Below are 15,980 nucleotides of genomic sequence, written 5' to 3'. Positions count from 1 at the left end.
CTGATCAAGGCCCTTCTTCCGCCTCTGTAGCCAAGTACAATCTCGCGAGTATTTTACCAGCGACTGCGTGCACGGTTACCGAATAGCAAGGGCCATCAAGAATCGGCCAGGCACGTCCCGTTGCCCCGCTAAGCATGGTCGGTGGCGGTGCGGGAGGAAGGGCCGAGACGCCCGCTCCGTCCAAACTCGAACGGAACCTCCTGGACATCCTCGCGCTGGCAGTGCGCGAGTCGAGCCAGGCCGAGGACGTCGTGCTCGACTCGTGCCCGATGAGTCGGGAAGCAGAGATCAACCTCAGGCGTCAGTAATTCTCAGGTGCTTCGTAGAAGCGCTCTCGGGCGAGGCTGTCGAGTTCAGCGCGCTCTTCGCTGGGCATCGCTTGGTAGCGGTGCCAGAAAGTGTCGAACGCCGAGCCAATCTCTTCCCCGTAGGTGTCGCTCAGCGCGAGTTCGCGGAGTGAGCCGCCGTCGAGGACCGCTCCGGCCATCTCGCGGAGCTTTTCGTTGCCGTGGTCAGCGAGGGTTTGCAGATTCTCGTGCAGGGCCCGTGCGAGCTTCGGGTTGCCGTGTGCCATCTCGAACAGTTCGTCAGCCATGCTGGCCCGCTCCGGCGAGTGGGTGGTCGTAGCCGGCACCGCCGCCGATGACAGGCAGTTTCACCATCTCAAGGTCACTCAAAGTGCCAGTGAGTACGGAGCGGAAAAGCAGGACCGCCGCGGTGGCGTTCTGCGCGAACTTCGTGGCCTCACCCCAGAGCCGCAGCATATTGGCGACCTCGACGCCAGCGATTCCGTAACCCACCACAGCGCCGACGCCGGTCTCGGCCGTAATGGTCCCTGCTGCGGCAGCGATCCCTGCGACCACGGCGGAGTCGATCAGGCCCTTCAGGGCGCCACCGACGGCTTCACCGGCGGCCCAGACCGACTCGGCCATGACCCGGTAGGCCTCGCCGATCTTGTTCAGTGGGTCCTTGAGCGCGTCGACGGCGGTCGCCAGGTCGGTGAAGTAGCGGTAGGCGGTGTCGCCGGCATTGCCCCGCCACGTGGACTGCAAGGTCGTGGCGCCGGACTGGATGTTGGCGGCCAGGTCGTGCAGGGCTGAGCCGGAGTTGGTGAGCACGGCCTGCATGCTCGCCAGGGCTTCCCAGTCGCCGAACAGCTTCTCCTGCATCTCGCCGATGGGGTCGAAGCCGAAGATGATGTCGCAGCCCTTGGCTGCCCACGAGCTGAGGCTCAGGTAGTCCATCCAGCCCAGCGGGTTGCTCGGGTTCTCCGGCTCTGGTGGCGGCTTGAGGTGGCTCTCGGGAAAACGCGGGTCGGCGAACAGGCCCGGCTTGCAGACGTTCGACGCGAGCTCGTACTCCAGCGGTGTCGGGCACTGGCCACGCCCGGGCGGCAGCGTGCCGTCCACCCGAGCAGCGGCAACCAGATCGGTGCGCTGGTAGTAGTCCGCGGCCTTGTCCAACTCCGGCGACGACGTTTCCAGCAAACAGGCGAGCCGGTAGAAGGTGCCGTCGATGACCTCGACGGCGTGTGTATGGCCTTCGCGGGCGATCGAGATCAGCTCGCCTCCGGTGCCACCCTCGGCGTTCTTGGCGATGTAGGCCTTGATGGTGCTGACGTCCTCGCGGGCCCGGTCGAGCTGGCGGGCGTAGCTGGTCAGTGCGCTCGGTTCGACGGACAGGATCAACGGCCGAGCACCTGCACGACCAGGACCAGGCCCAAGATGCCCAGAACCAGGAATCCCACCGAGGCGATGAGCAGGTACTTGACCATGCTCGGGTACGGGCGGCTGAAGTACACCGCAGCACCGCAGACGCCGCCGAGAACGCAGAGCAGGGTGGGCGAGAGCCGGGCACCGTCGGCGCTGCCGAGCACGACCGCAAGCAGCGCCAGGGCGCCGATCACGATGCCGACGTTGGCGATCCTGGTCCGCAGGTTCCAGAACGCGGACCGCTGGAAAGCATCGACCGCTTCCCGGTACTCCCCCGCTGCAGCCTGCTGCTCTTGCTCCGTTCGCTGCGGTCGCGTCCTGCCGCCCTTGCGTTTCCCCCGAGCCATGGCGGCGACCATAGCAATGGATCACCGCACGGAGAAGATCACGGGAGCGCTCGCGACTGACAGTAACGGAGCCCCGACGGCAAGGATGAGAACTCCTTCAGCCGTTAGGGCTGCGAAACGTGCCCTATTCGGTCATGAGAGAGTAAGTGGAAGCGAAGGTGCGCACGAGGCTGGTCATCGCACGGACACCCTTCTCCGCTGTGCCCAGCGATGGGCGACCAACAACCCCGGACTTCGTGTACGCCGCCATGCCAAGAGTGAGCAGGTGCGGCCGCTCGGAGGTCCAGTCAGCCGACTCATTACCCGGGCGAACTACCTCGGGGCAGTAGGCCAGCAGCAGCGAGGTCTCCAGCTCGCCTGCATGCATGTCCTCGTGGCCGTCCGTCTCCATTCCGGCGTCCTGCCGAGCCTGGTGCCACTCCTGACCCTGAGGGAAGACAGCAACTCGCGGGCCGCTGACGGAGGCCTCCTGCGCAACGTTGCTCAACACGTAGTTACCACCGTGACCACTGATGATCACCAAGCGTTCCACCCCGCTCGCTGCGAGAGAGTCGGCAATGTCGGTGACGACCTGATGCAAGGTCCGGGCGCTGATGCTGACGGTTCCTCGCCACCCGGCGTGCTCGTGCGAACAGGAGATCGTGATCGGCGGCAGCAGGAGGACGGAGTATCGACGCGCGACCTCCCTACCGATCAGGCCTGCAACGATCGTGTCCGTGGCGAGGGGAAGGTAATCGCCATGCTGCTCGAAGCTACCGACGGGCAGCAGCGCGACCGGCGCGTCTCGATCGGATTCGTCCCTCGATGTCGCCGTGGTAATCAGATCGATCAAAGCCGGGCTCCTCGTAGCTACGCGGCCGGGCGGAACAGGCTGCGGATCCGGTCGCTCAGATCGGATACTTCCGCATCACGCCGCCACGGCGCTACAGAGGTTGAAAGGCTGAGGTTCGAGTCGTCACGGTGGCTCGGGGTCGAGGGTCATGCCGGTGCCGGCGAAGAAGCCAGCGAGGAGATCGGTTTGTTGCTGGCAGGCGCGTAGCCGACGTTTGACGAGGTCGGCGAGGTGGTCGACGCCGCGGGCGGCGGTGTTGGTCAGGCCGCGTTTCATCCACCGCCAGACGCCCTCGGCCGGGTTGAGGTCCGGGGCGTAGGCGGGTAACCGGATCACGGTCAGCCACCTCCGGGCCGTGATCAGTTCCCGCATCCGGACGCTGACGTGGGTGTTCAGGTTGTCCCAGATCAGCACGATCGGTGCCCGCAAGCGTTGGTGGGCCTGATCGAGGAAGGCGATGTAGTCGTCCTCGCTGAAACTGCCACGCTCACCTTTGCGGTTTCGGTGCAGCCTCGTGCGCCACATCAACCGGCCGCGGTGTCCGGGCTTGAGGCAGACCAGCCCGGCAATCGAGACCCGCCCGGAGCCCTTGCCGGAGACCTCGACCACGGGAGTGTGCCCGCGCCGGGCCCAGGTCTTGGCCACCGGCGGCCGCATCACCTGGCCCGCCTCGTCCTGGAAACAGATCCCCGCGCCCTGAGCCGCCGCTAACCTCTTACCGACGGCCACCGCCGGCGATGCCACGTAGCGATCGCCTGAGGGTCGCGTTCGATCGCCCGACGAGTGGGAACCTGCTGGCTGTAGCCGATGCGGTGCAGCAGATACGACACTCCGCGCAGCGTGTAGGTGATCTCGAAGCGACGCTCGATCAGCTCCGCGACCCTGGCGAGGGTCCAGCGGGCGTCGTCCCAGCCGTGCACGACCGGGCCGTCATCGAGCATCTCGATCAACTGTTTCTGCTGGTCGCCGGAGAGTTTGCAGTCCGAGCCGCCAGGGCCGGCCGACGCCAGAGCCGCCGTCCCGCCGGCCGTCCACCGTCGACGCCACTGGCGTACTGATTTCTCGGAAACTCGCAGCTCAGACGCAATCTGCGCGGTCGTTTGGGATTCGGCGAACATGGCCGCAGCCTGGATCCGAACCTTCTCACGCCGGACCCGGGCTGCCGCGTTCATGCCACCACCAGCCGGATACCTCATCCCTTCGGCCTACCGAACCCATCGAGATCTATCACGCCGCCACGCCGAGAACCTCAGCTATTCAACCTCTGTAGCTGAACGCGCAGACGCTGAAGTTCGCCGAGTGCCCGGCCCGATGGTGCGGCCCGAACGATGTCAACGGCTTGGCGTCCCTGGACACATGCGCGCTGGACATCCTCGCTGGCGGCGTACGCGTAGCTGAGTCTCGCGAGGCAGAGACCCTGATCTCGACGAAGCTCCGCCGGCCAGGCGCTCAGGCTCTGCTCATAGGCCGCGATCGCCTTGCCGAACTGCTCAAGTCTGCTCCAGCAGCTCGCGGCTTCCATGCCGATGTAGGCGGGCGTGCAGTAGTCCGTGAGGCCGTCCGGCTCGTGGTCGCGTTCGACGTCTGCCCGGGCTGCGTCGAGTGCCCGTTCACACTCTCCGGCGTCGCCGAGTCGGGCGTGAGCGCGCCCGCGCAAACGCAGTATGAGCGCTCGGCTTCTCGGCGAGAGTTTCCCAGGACCGCGAAGCGCGGCGTCCGTCAGGCCGATCACTCGCTCCGGCTTGTCCTGGTCGGCGGCGATGTCCGCCTTGCGCATCAGCACGTAGGACGTTTCGGAGGCCCGGCCGATTTCCAGTGCATAGTCCATAGAGCGGTCGGTGAACCTCATCGCCTGTTCAGCGGTGCACGCATCCTGATAGAGCCATCCAGTGAACTCGTTATAGCGAAGCGCCAGCAGAAGTAGCTCGTCGCGGACGCTGTCACGCGCATTGGGCAACATCTGGTCGAGTAGTGCGGCCTGAGCCCTGACGACGTCGACTAAGTGGCTCGGGCCCATCAAGTTATCGGCGCGCAGATGCTCTGCAAAAACATTCCGAAAATACTGCACCATCTCGGGTCCTACCGGCGGCGCGAGGTGAGATCGAGCGGGAAGCTCAACATCACCCGCTGTGAAACCGAGCTCGTCCGGAGTCTGGCAATAGACCTGGCAGAGCAGCCGCTGGTACAGCGGATCGCGGAGCCGCAGCCCGTTCTCCCAGCGCGAGAGCATCGTCTTCAGGCTGCTCGGCGTAGCGACTTGCGCACCGGATGCAGCGGCAGCCTTCCGGAGAGCTCGGATCGTCTGGGTCCTGCTTCCAGCCAAGCTCCAGGCGAGCAGCCTGCAAGGGTGTTGCAGCGCGGACTGACATTCCGTAAGCCATGCCGAGTTCCTCTCGAGCGGACGCGTCCAGTGTGCACACATTGACCCTGGTCGCGCACCGGTTAACTCGTTCAATCAGCGGCTGTCAACTTCCATCATCTGACATCGCCGATCTTCGCCGTCGTCTTATGGATCCCGACGAAATAGCGAAGGGAGGCCTTGGAATGGTGAGACGACTGGTTGACAGCTCTGCGATCGGCACGGTGGCGATCGTGGATGCACCGGAGTCGCAGTGGTACGCACGGCGTGCGGGCGTCACGGCTGTGGTCGTGGGTCTGACGTCGGATACGTTGGTGACGGCGGTGTCGAGCGTGTTCTGCCCGCTGCTGTTGGCGGTGGCGATAGGCGCGCTGGCCGGTGTCGTGTGTGCCGTGGTGGCGGCGGTGCTGGTACGAATTTGGCCGGTACTGCGAGTGCTGTGGTGGTGGTCGATCGAGATCACGGCTGCGGTGGGCGCGGTAGGCGGTTGGGTGACGCTGGCTCATCTGACCAGTTCGTGGCTCGCGTCGGCGGTCGCACTGGTCGCGGCTCTCGGATGCCTGGTGCCGCGCCGGGTGCGGCAGTTCGTGTGGGCGTGGGCGTGGTGCCTGGTGGTGCGTCACCGGCTGCGGTTGTACTTCGCCACCTTGGCCCGTGCTGTGGTGCGCACGGGTGGCCCGCGTCCGGTGGCGTTGCCGTTGTTGTTGTGGGCGCGTCCGACGCCTGCGGGTGAGCGGGTGTGGTTGTGGCTGCGTCCGGGCCTGTCGCTGGAAGCCCTGGAGGGTAAGGCGCCGCTGATCGCGGTGGTGTGCATCGCCAAGCAGGTCCGGATCGCACCCGCGTCGGAGCGGTACGCCGCTCTGCTGCGTGTCGACATCGCCCGTCGTGACCCGCTTGCGGGCCGGATCGATTCGCCGTTGGCGCTGCTGATCCCCGGCCTGCTCAACAACCAGGCGGATGTGCCGGTGTCGCCGGCCGTGCCGCCGGTCGGCCTTGAGCTGGCCGACATCGAAGACCCGGCACCCGAACCGCCGCGTGGTGGTCGCCGATGACCTCCCACGTCCGGGTGCCTGGGCAAGTCCAGTGGCAAGCCATCACCGACAAGGAGAACTGAGATGGCGAACGAAACCACGATCACCATGGTCGGCAACCTCACCGCCGACCCGGAACTGCGGTTCCTGCCGAATGGCACCGCGATGGTGAAGTTCACCATCGCGTCCACGCCGCGCACCCTCGACCGCCAGTCGGGCGAGTGGAAGGACGGCGACCCGCTGTTCCTGACCTGCACCGGCTGGCGCGACCTGGCCGAGCACATCGCCGAGTCGCTGACCAAGGGCACCCGCGTCCTCGTCTGCGGCCGTCTGAAGCTGTCGCGGTGGGAGGACAAGGAGACCAAGGAGAAGCGCTCGGCGTACGGCCTGGACGTCGATGAGATCGGCCCGAGCCTGCGCTTTGCTCAGGCCAAGGTGCAGCGGATGCACCGCAGCAGCAAGAGCGACGGGTTCATCCCCGACGCGCCGCAGGACGACGCCTGGAGCATCGCCGCTCCGGCTTCTGCGGCGGCGGCCTGAGGGCTGAGCTGTGCCACCCGTCCTCGCTGCGAACACCACACTGGGGCCGGTCAAGCCTGGCCTGCCCCTGTCAATCTTCGACCCGGTCCCGATCGGGATCGACGAGTTCGGCATGCCGGTGCTGATCCGGCTGATCTGGCGCAACCTGCTGATCGGCGGCGAGCCCGGCGCGGGTAAGTCGGCGCTGCTGAACGTGCTCGTCGCCTACGCGGCGCTGTGCGCGAACTGCAGGCTGATCCTGCTGGACGGCAAGCAGGTCGAACTCGGCCAGTGGCGTAAATGCGCCGACGCGTTCGTCGGCCCGAACATCGTCCAGGCACTGGTCCTGCTGACCAAGTTGCAGAAGATGATGGACAACCGGTACGCGTTCCTGCTCGACTGCGAACGCCGCAAGGTCGTCGAGAAGATCCAGACCCTTTCACCGGTCACTGGTGAGATCATCTGGGTACCGGACGCGTTCCTGCCCTACGTGGTCGCGATCGACGAGATCGCCTACTACTCGGCCACGATCGGGGACAAGCGGCAGCGCGAAGAGTTCGCGGCGCTGCTGCGTGACCTGGTCGCCCGGGGCCGGGCGGTCGGCATCATCGTCATCGCCGCCACCCAACGCCCCTCCAGCGACATCATCCCGACGTCGCTGCGGGACCTGTTCGCGTGGCGCTTCGCCGGGCGCTGCACCAACGACAGCAGCTCGGACATCGTCCTCGGGCACGGGTGGGCGCAGAAGAACTGGTCGGCCAACTCGATCAGTCCGAACAACCCCGGCGCGGGTCTGCTCATCGCCGAAGGCGGCAGCCCGCAGCTGGTGAAGACCGCCTACCTGGATGACCGCACCTGCGCGGCCATCGCCGCCTACGCGGCCGATATGCGCGCCACCGTCACCGCTGCCGACCGTCGCGCGTTGCGGGCGGTCCCGGCGGCGGCCTGACGAGCCACCCTGACCACCCCGCAACCGAGGCGGGCTGGAATCCACCCACATCTATCGAAGGAGATCAATCCATGGTCAAGCGTCTCCCGGCCACCCGGCCCCCCGTACCGCGGGTCGTGCACTACGTCGACCCGTCCACCCCGGCCGAGGTGGCCTACCCGATGAACCCGGCCCAGCTCGCCGCCCGGCAGCGCCAGCACGACGCCCTCTACGCCCAGTGGAAGGCCCGCCAGGCGGCCATCGCCGAACGCGACCGCAAGGTCCGCCACTTCTGGCTCGGCTTCGGCGCCGTCCTCGGCCTCGCCGTGCTCGGCCTGCTCATCGCGGCGGGTTGGCTGCTGTGGACCGGCATCGGCCTCGGCGCCCTCGCCGTGCCGGTACTGATCGCCATCATCGCCGCCCTCGCGGTCGGCGGTCACCGCTGCATCACCGTCGTGCAGCACTGGCACTGACCAACCAATACCTACAACCGCGGACCTCGGTCCGAGCGGACGACACCAGGTCCACCGACCAAAGCGAACTGGTGCCGCCGCCCCATCACCAACCCACATCCGACGGAAGGAGTCGGCACGATGAACCCTACCCACCACCAGAACAGCACCCCGCAACCCGGCCACGACGCGGACGGCCCGGCGGGCTGGCTCGCCGGTCTACTGACCGACGACAACCGGTTCCGCGCCTGGGTCGGCTCGGCTATCGCGACAGCGGCCCGGCCGGTGACCCTGCCGGACAACCCGGAGCCGGACGGCTACGTCGTCACCGACGCCGGGCTCAAGGCCCTTGCCGACACCGGCGAGGCCCCGGGCACGGCCGCGATGGTGCTGCGCCTTGCTGCCCTGTACCTGCAACGACACGGCTGGATCCAAGGCGCCTACTACGACCTGTCCGCCACGGTGTTCACCCCGGCGGCCGACATGGTCGGCGCCATCGGCATGGTCTGCTACGGCGGACCGGTCGAAGCCCCGGCGCAGCACTTCGACGACCCCGGCTTCCTCGACTTCGAAGAGGCCGTGCTGCACCTCGACCGGTACCTGCTGGTCATGGACGGCAGCCAGGCATACGAGTTCAACGACGCCCACGGCCGCACCGCCGGCCAGGTCACCGACGTGCTCCGCCGGGCGGCCGCGATACCGGCAGCGGAACTCATCGACGCCCTGCGCATCGTCCACGCCGACGACGCTCGCAGGGCACAGCTGTTCGGCGGTGACGCCGAATGAGCAAGAACACCGTCAAGCCCGCCTTGACGCCGAAACCGCGTAAGCGGTCGAAGCGTGAGGTGGAGAACCCGGAGTTCGACGCGTTCGTGCGCCGGATTCTGCGGGCGTACGCCCGCCGCGTCGCCGTCGGCGACGTCGAAGCACTTCAGTCCCTCTCGCAGTTGTCGAGCGAGGTCGACGCGGTGACCCGCCTGGCCGTCGCCGGGCTACGAAAGGCCCCGTATTCCTACTCCTGGTCCGAGATCGCCGACCGGCTTGGCGTATCCAAGCAGGCCGCACAGATGCGCTACGGCGACCGGACCGACCGCGGTGCCCTGGACCGCCGGCTCCTTCAGACCGGTCTGGGCGTCAGCGTGGCGACCCTGGTGCAGGTGTTCGCCGACCATCACCCCGGTAGTCCGGCCGCCAGTGTGTGTCCGGGCTGCGGCTACCGCTACCCCGACGGGGTCTGCGATTGCCCCACCACCGCCACCGTCCGGCCGCTGCTGCGCCGGCGCCGCCACGAAGACGACGACGCGGTGGCGCGATTGTCCCCTGTCCAGTTCGCCGACCTGCTCACCACCAAGTCCCGATCCCCTCGGGCAACGGCGGTCCGGCAGGCGGCCTTCACCGCGCTGATTCCGGACCGGCCCGCATCACTGTTCGATCTCTCTGGAAAGGACTCAGCGTCATGAACAACAACCAATCCCACACCACCAACCGCCACTCCCAGACGACCGGGCAGAGCGATCCGGCTCGGCCGTTCCACTACTTCGTCGCCATCATGTCGATGGAGCCGAGGGGCCTGCGGACCATGCAGGTCGAGGTCCACCTCTCCCGGCGGATCACCACCATGGACGAGGTCAAGGACGTCCAGGAGTGGGCACGCACCACGCACCACCTCAGCAACCCGATGATCATCGGGTTCACCCTGCTGCGTAACGACCTGGCCGACCGACGCCGGACACGGTCATGACCATTACTGGCCGTGGCTGGGCCTACATCGGTGCCGCCCTGGGCGGCATCGTGTCGATCGCGGCGAACATCGCCCACTCCTACGTCCCACCCGCGGGTGCGACCGACGGGTGGAGCCCGAACCTCGGTGCCGTCATCGGTGCCGTTTTCTGGCCGGTCGCGTTGTTCGTGACCACCGAGATCCTGACCCGGGTGGCCTGGCCGTTCGGGCGGATCTGGCAACTGCTGCGCTGGGCGGGCATGCTGCCTGTCGCCGCCGTGGCTGCGCTGGTGTCGTACCGGCACCTGTCCGGGCTCCTCGACTTCTACGGCGAAGAGCCCGTCGTGTGTGTGCTCGGCCCGCTCGCTGTCGACGGGCTCATGGTCATGTCGGCCGGTGCGCTGCTGGCCACCGTCACCCACAAGCACACCGAATCCGTATCCACCCCGGCCGGGCCGAACCTCGTTCGGCTCCCGGCCCCAACCCCGCCCGCCGACCCGGCGCCGCACCTCGCCGCGCCGCCACCGGCGGCCGACCCGAAGCCGCCCACGCCACCGGCAGCGACGCCGGAACCCGTGACGGCCTCCCGGACCGATATCGTGCCGACCCCGGCACAGGTTGCCGCCCGGGTCACCGCAAGCCCGACGAGCCTCCCGCTACGACCGACCACCGACCGGGCGTCTACTGCGGGCACCTCGAAGCCCCGACCCCGCACGACCGAGCAGACGACCACGGCGAAGCCGCTGGCCGCTCCCGCCACCGACCTTCCTGTCACCGAGCCGGAGCCCGCACAGCTGTCCCTGCCGTACGCCGTCGACCCGGCCCTGCTGGTCAAGGCCCGCGAGATCGCCACGCAGTACCGCACCGAACACGGTGTTCCGATCAAAGCAGGTCAGCTCGCCGCCCGCCTGCGGGTCAACTCCGAACAAGCAACCCAGGCCCTGGCCGTGCTCGACCTCGGCCCCAACAGCCCCACCACACCGATCCCGACCGTCAACGGCAACCGTCCGAGCAAGGCGGCCCGGTGACCGTCTCCACGTTGAGCGTCGTACCCGAAGCACCCGCTTCGGGTGCGGCCCCCTACGCGAAGCCGGACACATACCCGAGCGTTCCCGCCTGGTGGCGCCGCTCCACCGACGTGCGCCTGCAGGCCATCGCCCGCGCCGCCCGCCCGGACTACGAAGCCTGGCTCGCCCACGTCAAAACCGCCGCCGCCTGCACCCGCCCGATCCGGCTCGCCGGCACCATCGCCACCATCGAAGCCGCCACCAGCCGTCTCCTTGCTGAACGATCAACGGCGGACATGCCCGACGGAGTCATCTACAAGCCCTGCGGCAACCGCCGCGAATCCGTCTGCCCCTCCTGCTCGAAGCTGTACCAGCGCGACGCCTACCAAGTCGTCCGCGCCGGGCTGGTCGGCGGCAAGGGCGTACCCGAACAGGTCGCCCACCACCCGGCGGTCTTCCCCACCTTCACCGCACCCAGCTTCGGTGAGGTCCACACCCGCGCCATCAAACGGCACACCTGCGCCCGCCGAAAGGACTGCGACTGCCGCCCCGACCCGTGCCACGCCCGCCGCGCCCTGACCGTCTGCCCGCACGGCGTCCGCCTCGTGTGCTTCGTCCGGCACGCCGGCGACGACCAGCGGCTCGGGACGCCGCTATGCCGCGACTGCTACGACTACGACACCCAGGCCGTGTGGAACGTGATGGCCGGCGAACTGTGGCGGCGCACCACCATCGCCATCCACCGCTACCTACGGCGCCTGGCCCGTCACCGCGGCATCCCCGAGTTCCGCATCTACTACGTCGACAGCACCGGCAAGCAACGGTCGCGGCTGGTGCCGCCGTGGCGGCTGTCGTTCGGCAAAGCCGCCGAGATGCAACGCCGCGGCGTCGTGCACTTCCACGCCATCATCCGCCTGGACGGCTACCACCCCGACACCCCCGATGCCATCCTGCCGCCCCCGCCCGGACTGGACACCGCCGACCTGATCGCCGCCATCGACCACACCGCGAAGAGGGTCTGCTTCACCACCGACCCGCACCCATCCCGACCCGGCGGCTGGGCGATCGGCTGGGGCGACCAGGTGCACACCAAAGTGATCACCGTGGCCGCCGAGGGCGAGGTGACCGACGCGCAGGTCGCCGCCTACCTGGCCAAGTACGCCACCAAATCCACCGAGATCACCGGCCACACCTCGGCCCGCCTGGACGAGGACACCATCGGCCTGTTTGCCGACCCGCACGGCAGCCACACGGAACGGCTGATCGCCGCCTGTTGGCGCCTCGGCGACACCGGCCAACCCGCAACCCGGCCCCACGTCGATCTGCTGCCGGTACGCACCGCTACGACCGGCGCGGCCTTACGCGCGCCGTGGATCTGCCCGGCCTGCGCCAACCGCACCCGGCTGCGCACCTGCCCCACCTGTTCGGCCCAGACCGCGGCCGCAGCCCGGGCCGCCGCGGCCGTCCACGCCGGACAGTCGCAAGCCCGGCATCGTGCGACCGACCCCGGGCCGCGGTTGCGGCGTTGGGCGCACATGCTCGGCTTCGGCGGGCACTTCCTCACCAAGTCTCGCCGTCACAGCGTCACCTTCGCACTGCTCCGCGAACAACGCATCTTCTTTCGCCGCGCGCAGACCAGTGCCCCCGAGGCCATCGAAACCGCCATGGAGCCAACGACATTGGTCGTCAACTTCCTGCAGTTCGTGGGCGCCGGCTGGCACACCACCGCCGACGCCATGCTCGCCAACACCTCCGCCGCGATGGCCCGAGAACACGCCGAAGCCGCCAGGCAAGCCCGGACCACCCTGGCCGCGTGATCGGCCGCCAACCGTCAAACCCAGCTTGACGCCAAACCGGAGGAGACAGCCGCAGCTATGACCGGCACGCCGAACGGGTTACCACGCCTTTACACCGCCGCTGAGGTGGCGGAGGCGTTGCGTCGTTCGTCGTGGTGGGTCAAGGAGCAGGCGCGGCATCGGCGCATCCCGCACTGCTGGATGGGTGGCAGCTATCTGTTCACCGCGGACCACGTCGCCGCCATCGTTCGCCAGTTCGAGGTACAGCCGGTCGAGGTCGGCAGGACGGTACCGCCTACTGGACGGAGCTGGCGTGGTGACAGCACGACCAGCCCGGAGCCTGCGATGCGGCTGGTGGCCCGGGTACCGCGCCGGGCACGGAGCGCGCGCTCCGATGAAGCGGCATAGTCGAACGAGAGGAGTGGGGTCGTGGGATATGCAGAGAAGCGCGGCGACTATTGGCGGGGGCGCTACAAGCTGGCGCCGGGCCGGTACGCCACTGTGGTGGACACCAACGGCGCGACCATGAAGTTCCGCACCCGCCGTGACGCAGAGCAGGCGGCGAACGACGCGGAGGCCAAGGTCCGCAACGGAGGCCGGCCACCCCGAGCGGCGGGACGGATGACGTTCGCCGAGTACGTCAATGACTGGTACGCGCGACAGGAGCTGGCCCGGTCCACGATGCAGAACTACCAGCGCACGATCGAGGACCATCTGCTCCCCGCGTTCCAGGACTTCGCCGTGGCCGCCATCTCCCCCGCCGATGTGATGGCGTGGGAGAAGCGGGAACGGGCGCTCGGCTACGCGGAGGCGAGTCTTCGGCTATGGCGCACCACGCTGCATCTGATCCTGGCCGACGCGGTCGACGAGGGCCTGCGGGAATCGAACCCGGCGGCCCGGCGACGCGGCCGGGGCAAACGCGCGGGCCGGTCGCAGAAACGCGCACCGGAGAAGACCGTCACCACCGGACTCGGCATCCTGCTGCTCGCCGAGCGGGCCGCGCTGCTGTCGGGCCGCGACGACGAGTTCCTGGCGGTGACGACGCTCGGCTTCACCGGTCTGCGCTGGGGCGAACTGGTCGGCCTGGAGACGCGGTACATCCGCCCGGGCGAGGTGCGCGTCGAGTGGCAGTTGTACGAGCTGGATACCGGCGAACTGCACCGTTGCCCGCCGAAGGACGACTCCTACCGGACAGTGCATGTGCCGGAATGGCTTGGGTCGCTGCTCACTACACACGTGGCTCAGACCGCTCTGGTCCCGTGCGCCTGTCACGGCCACCGGTACGCCTTCCGCGGGTACGGCACGGCGAACGGCGCGGCCCGGCGGCCGGGACCGAAACTCGCCGATGTCGCCCAGGTGGCCGGAGTGTCGACGGGCACGGTGTCCAATGTGCTCAACCGCCCGCGCGTCGTGCAGGAGGCGACCCGCGACAAAGTGACGGCGGCGATCGAGCAGCTCGGGTTCGTGTGCGGTGCGCCCACCGGCACGGCGGCCGGGCACTATCGGCGCAACGGCTTCGCCACCTGGCTGTTCCAGCCGGCTGCCACGGGCCGCTATCCGGCGAAGGCACCCAAGGTGGCCCGACCGGTACCGGTCGCGGCGGATCCGTGGCCCGGCGTGCCGATCCGGGGCCGAAGTGCGGCGAGCCGGGCGGAAGCGTGCTGGCTACCGATCGCGCCGGGTCTGACCCCGCACGGCCTGCGGCACACGTACAAGACCCTGATGGTGGAGCTCGGCACGCCGTCGACCGTGATGGACGCCCAGATGGGGCACGCGGACGGGTCGGTCCAGGCGCGCTACGCGCATGCGACGGTGGACATGATCCGGCGGCTGCTCGACGGTCTGACCGAGCTGTGGGAGAACGCTCTGGCGGTCCGGCGGCAGCTCGCCTCCGGGTCGCCGGTGGCGGTCCTGGATCACCTGCTCCGGGAGAAGATCGTCTCCCAGAATTCTCCCCAGCAGGCTCCAGGTACAGAAAAGGCCGGTCCGCGAATCCGCGATACCGGCCCTGACCTGCTGTTTTATGGTCGGGCTGACAGGATTTGAACCTGCGACCCCTTGACCCCCAGCCCGTTGATGTTGGCGTTTCCACACGTCAAGCGCGGTATTCGCCGTTCACTCACGCGTCAAGTGTTCAGGTCCGCGCACTGCTATGCATAGCGTTTGGTCCCCACATGGTCCCCAGAGCGGCACTCCCCATTTCGCTGCCGGCCCAGATCGTTACTCAATCCTGCGAAACCGGTGTGCCGCGAAGTCCGGGTCCCGGCAAGATCTGGGGGTGCCCACCTCCGGAGGCCGCGGCCGCTCACGCCCGGCCCGGGCTTCACCTCCACGGCCTTGATCTACATGGACGGGTGTTGACAAGTTGGCCGCGGGCGGACACCGTTGAACTTCTCGGAGTTGACGTTCGTCACCTCCGTCGAGCAGCAACTGTGCGGGGAATCATCGCCCTCGTGGCACATCTCTTTATCTAGCTAGCCGCGATTTCTTCCCCTGCGGCCGAAGCTCGAAGGCAAGGCCCTATGCGCCGCGGCGATTGTCATTGCGAACAACGCCAGTATTGCCATGAAGGCGATCACGTGGATTCCCTCATTGCGGTCGGTCGTGACCAGGATCAGCAAACCAGCGCCTGCTACTGCCGTCAGGGTTGAGAACAAGGCGTAAGTTCGGGCCGAGAATCGTCGCCATGGCGGCGGCTGGGATACGATCTGCACGGCACTGTTGCGGTGAACCCATTCCTGTGCGACTCCTGCCGGCACCCCGGAGATGTAGATGCCGAGTCGGCCGATCGGTTCTGGACGGGGCCGTACAGACGTACGCTTTTCCATGCGTGCCACCCACCATCCGAGGGCGCCGGCGGTCAGGTAGAGAATGGTCTGGATGGTGTTGGAAGATGTGTTGTTTGTTGTCTCCTCGAGTTGCCCGATGACGAATCCGGCGATAATGAGGAGGGTGAAGACCGGAACTAGAAGAAGCTGGCGCATCCGGCGGAACCGAACGAACTGTCGCGCAGTGGGTGCGGTAGCCGCATCGTAGGGCAACGACAGCGGCGGTCGGCGGGTGTGCAAGAGTCCGCAGCTGGTTGGGAAACCCACCCACTCTGGCTCCGCGGAACCGTCGGTGAGGGCTAAAGCGGGAACAGAAAGAGTACCGACGAACGTCATCGGAATAAAAAGGTTCGCCTGTGTGTCGGTGGCCACGGTGTCCCTCCTTCAGGTTCGCGAGTTTCTGTCGAGCGCGCCGCCTTGGTGTTGCGTCCTGCCGCCGCATTCGGCGG

General features: G+C 67.7%; 19 protein-coding genes. 11 read left to right on the top strand and 8 right to left on the bottom strand.

The features are described from left to right. Positions 1-301 precede the first annotated feature (301 nt). The 7 genes from EDD30_RS32045 to EDD30_RS32015 form a co-directional block, all read right to left on the bottom strand. Positions 302-595, bottom strand: coding sequence for a hypothetical protein (locus EDD30_RS32045; RefSeq protein WP_071806836.1), 294 nt, complete (start codon positions 593-595; stop codon positions 302-304). Next, complete coding sequence (locus tag EDD30_RS32040) at positions 588-1,688, bottom strand: WXG100 family type VII secretion target (protein WP_071806837.1); 1,101 nt, start codon at positions 1,686-1,688, stop codon at positions 588-590. Before EDD30_RS32040 ends, EDD30_RS32045 begins: the two co-directional genes overlap by 8 nt. Beyond that, positions 1,685-2,059, bottom strand: a complete 375-nt coding sequence (locus EDD30_RS32035) for a hypothetical protein (protein WP_143162787.1) — start codon at positions 2,057-2,059, stop codon at positions 1,685-1,687. The genes EDD30_RS32040 and EDD30_RS32035 overlap by 4 nt, the downstream gene beginning before the upstream one ends. Before the next feature lie 124 nt (positions 2,060-2,183). Next, positions 2,184-2,888 carry a creatininase family protein gene (locus EDD30_RS32030; RefSeq protein ID WP_071806839.1) on the bottom strand — a complete coding sequence of 235 codons (705 nt, stop codon included), beginning with the start codon at positions 2,886-2,888 and terminating at the stop codon, positions 2,184-2,186. Positions 2,889-3,014: 126 nt separating this feature from the next. Further along, positions 3,015-3,635 carry a transposase gene (locus tag EDD30_RS32025; protein WP_244945117.1) on the bottom strand — a complete coding sequence of 207 codons (621 nt, stop codon included), beginning with the start codon at positions 3,633-3,635 and terminating at the stop codon, positions 3,015-3,017. Beyond that, complete coding sequence (locus EDD30_RS32020; protein ID WP_280526127.1) at positions 3,599-4,063, bottom strand: winged helix-turn-helix domain-containing protein; 465 nt, start codon at positions 4,061-4,063, stop codon at positions 3,599-3,601. Before EDD30_RS32020 ends, EDD30_RS32025 begins: the two co-directional genes overlap by 37 nt. 77 nt (positions 4,064-4,140) lie before the next feature. After that, positions 4,141-5,121, bottom strand: a complete 981-nt coding sequence (locus EDD30_RS32015; protein ID WP_123678625.1) for an NsdA family TPR-like regulatory protein — start codon at positions 5,119-5,121, stop codon at positions 4,141-4,143. Positions 5,122-5,474: 353 nt separating this feature from the next. On the opposite strand from EDD30_RS32015, the gene EDD30_RS32010 reads away from it, so the two are divergent. The 11 genes from EDD30_RS32010 to EDD30_RS31960 all read left to right on the top strand — a co-directional run bounded on the left by EDD30_RS32010 (position 5,475) and on the right by EDD30_RS31960 (position 14,749). Next, positions 5,475-6,302, top strand: a complete 828-nt coding sequence (locus tag EDD30_RS32010) for a hypothetical protein (RefSeq protein ID WP_143162918.1) — start codon at positions 5,475-5,477, stop codon at positions 6,300-6,302. Positions 6,303-6,365: 63 nt separating this feature from the next. After that, a complete protein-coding gene (locus EDD30_RS32005; RefSeq protein ID WP_071808254.1) occupies positions 6,366-6,821 on the top strand; it encodes a single-stranded DNA-binding protein in 456 nt (151 codons plus the stop codon). A gap of 10 nt (positions 6,822-6,831) precedes the next feature. Continuing rightward, complete coding sequence (locus EDD30_RS32000; RefSeq protein ID WP_123678624.1) at positions 6,832-7,749, top strand: FtsK/SpoIIIE domain-containing protein; 918 nt, start codon at positions 6,832-6,834, stop codon at positions 7,747-7,749. Between the two features lie 71 nt (positions 7,750-7,820). Beyond that, positions 7,821-8,201, top strand: coding sequence for a hypothetical protein (locus EDD30_RS31995; RefSeq protein WP_071808252.1), 381 nt, complete (start codon positions 7,821-7,823; stop codon positions 8,199-8,201). A gap of 120 nt (positions 8,202-8,321) precedes the next feature. Continuing rightward, on the top strand, positions 8,322-8,966 hold the full coding sequence (locus tag EDD30_RS31990; protein ID WP_071806112.1) for a DUF6197 family protein: 645 nt from the start codon (positions 8,322-8,324) through the stop codon (positions 8,964-8,966). Further along, positions 8,963-9,640 carry a hypothetical protein gene (locus EDD30_RS41830; RefSeq protein WP_071806113.1) on the top strand — a complete coding sequence of 226 codons (678 nt, stop codon included), beginning with the start codon at positions 8,963-8,965 and terminating at the stop codon, positions 9,638-9,640. Before EDD30_RS31990 ends, EDD30_RS41830 begins: the two co-directional genes overlap by 4 nt. Beyond that, a complete protein-coding gene (locus tag EDD30_RS31980; protein WP_071806114.1) occupies positions 9,637-9,921 on the top strand; it encodes a hypothetical protein in 285 nt (94 codons plus the stop codon). Before EDD30_RS41830 ends, EDD30_RS31980 begins: the two co-directional genes overlap by 4 nt. Continuing rightward, the gene (locus tag EDD30_RS31975; protein ID WP_071806115.1) at positions 9,918-10,928 is read left to right on the top strand and encodes a hypothetical protein; all 1,011 of its coding nucleotides are present in this window, start codon (positions 9,918-9,920) and stop codon (positions 10,926-10,928) included. The genes EDD30_RS31980 and EDD30_RS31975 overlap by 4 nt, the downstream gene beginning before the upstream one ends. Continuing rightward, entirely contained in the window at positions 10,925-12,724 is a 1,800-nt protein-coding gene (locus EDD30_RS31970; protein WP_071806116.1) for a replication initiator, read from the top strand. Before EDD30_RS31975 ends, EDD30_RS31970 begins: the two co-directional genes overlap by 4 nt. Positions 12,725-12,781: 57 nt before the next feature. After that, positions 12,782-13,111 carry a MerR family transcriptional regulator gene (locus tag EDD30_RS31965; protein WP_071806117.1) on the top strand — a complete coding sequence of 110 codons (330 nt, stop codon included), beginning with the start codon at positions 12,782-12,784 and terminating at the stop codon, positions 13,109-13,111. Positions 13,112-13,132: 21 nt separating this feature from the next. Beyond that, positions 13,133-14,749, top strand: a complete 1,617-nt coding sequence (locus EDD30_RS31960) for a tyrosine-type recombinase/integrase (RefSeq protein ID WP_071806118.1) — start codon at positions 13,133-13,135, stop codon at positions 14,747-14,749. Between the two features lie 428 nt (positions 14,750-15,177). Here the strand turns inward: EDD30_RS31960 and EDD30_RS38505 are convergent, their stop codons facing one another. After that, a complete protein-coding gene (locus EDD30_RS38505; protein WP_143162721.1) occupies positions 15,178-15,903 on the bottom strand; it encodes a hypothetical protein in 726 nt (241 codons plus the stop codon). Positions 15,904-15,980: the final 77 nt, after the last annotated feature.

Origin of the sequence: Couchioplanes caeruleus (assembly GCF_003751945.1) — a bacterium.
Lineage (GTDB): Bacteria > Actinomycetota > Actinomycetes > Mycobacteriales > Micromonosporaceae > Actinoplanes > Actinoplanes caeruleus.
The sequence above is the reverse complement of the archived record's forward strand: the minus strand, read 5'-3'. Positions and strand labels throughout refer to the sequence as shown.

Excerpts from the sequence above, each read along its gene's own strand:
- EDD30_RS32045 (WP_071806836.1), bottom strand. The coding sequence starts at position 595 with ATGGCTGACGAACTGTTCGAGATGGCACACGGCAACCCGAAGCTCGCA.
- EDD30_RS32035 (WP_143162787.1), bottom strand. The coding sequence starts at position 2,059 with ATGGCTCGGGGGAAACGCAAGGGCGGCAGGACGCGACCGCAGCGAACG.
- EDD30_RS32020 (WP_280526127.1), bottom strand. The coding sequence starts at position 4,063 with ATGAACGCGGCAGCCCGGGTCCGGCGTGAGAAGGTTCGGATCCAGGCT.
- EDD30_RS32015 (WP_123678625.1), bottom strand. The coding sequence starts at position 5,121 with ATGCTCTCGCGCTGGGAGAACGGGCTGCGGCTCCGCGATCCGCTGTAC.
- EDD30_RS32005 (WP_071808254.1), top strand. The coding sequence starts at position 6,366 with ATGGCGAACGAAACCACGATCACCATGGTCGGCAACCTCACCGCCGAC.
- EDD30_RS31995 (WP_071808252.1), top strand. The coding sequence starts at position 7,821 with ATGGTCAAGCGTCTCCCGGCCACCCGGCCCCCCGTACCGCGGGTCGTG.
- EDD30_RS31990 (WP_071806112.1), top strand. The coding sequence starts at position 8,322 with ATGAACCCTACCCACCACCAGAACAGCACCCCGCAACCCGGCCACGAC.
- EDD30_RS41830 (WP_071806113.1), top strand. The coding sequence starts at position 8,963 with ATGAGCAAGAACACCGTCAAGCCCGCCTTGACGCCGAAACCGCGTAAG.
- EDD30_RS31980 (WP_071806114.1), top strand. The coding sequence starts at position 9,637 with ATGAACAACAACCAATCCCACACCACCAACCGCCACTCCCAGACGACC.
- EDD30_RS31975 (WP_071806115.1), top strand. The coding sequence starts at position 9,918 with ATGACCATTACTGGCCGTGGCTGGGCCTACATCGGTGCCGCCCTGGGC.
- EDD30_RS31965 (WP_071806117.1), top strand. The coding sequence starts at position 12,782 with ATGACCGGCACGCCGAACGGGTTACCACGCCTTTACACCGCCGCTGAG.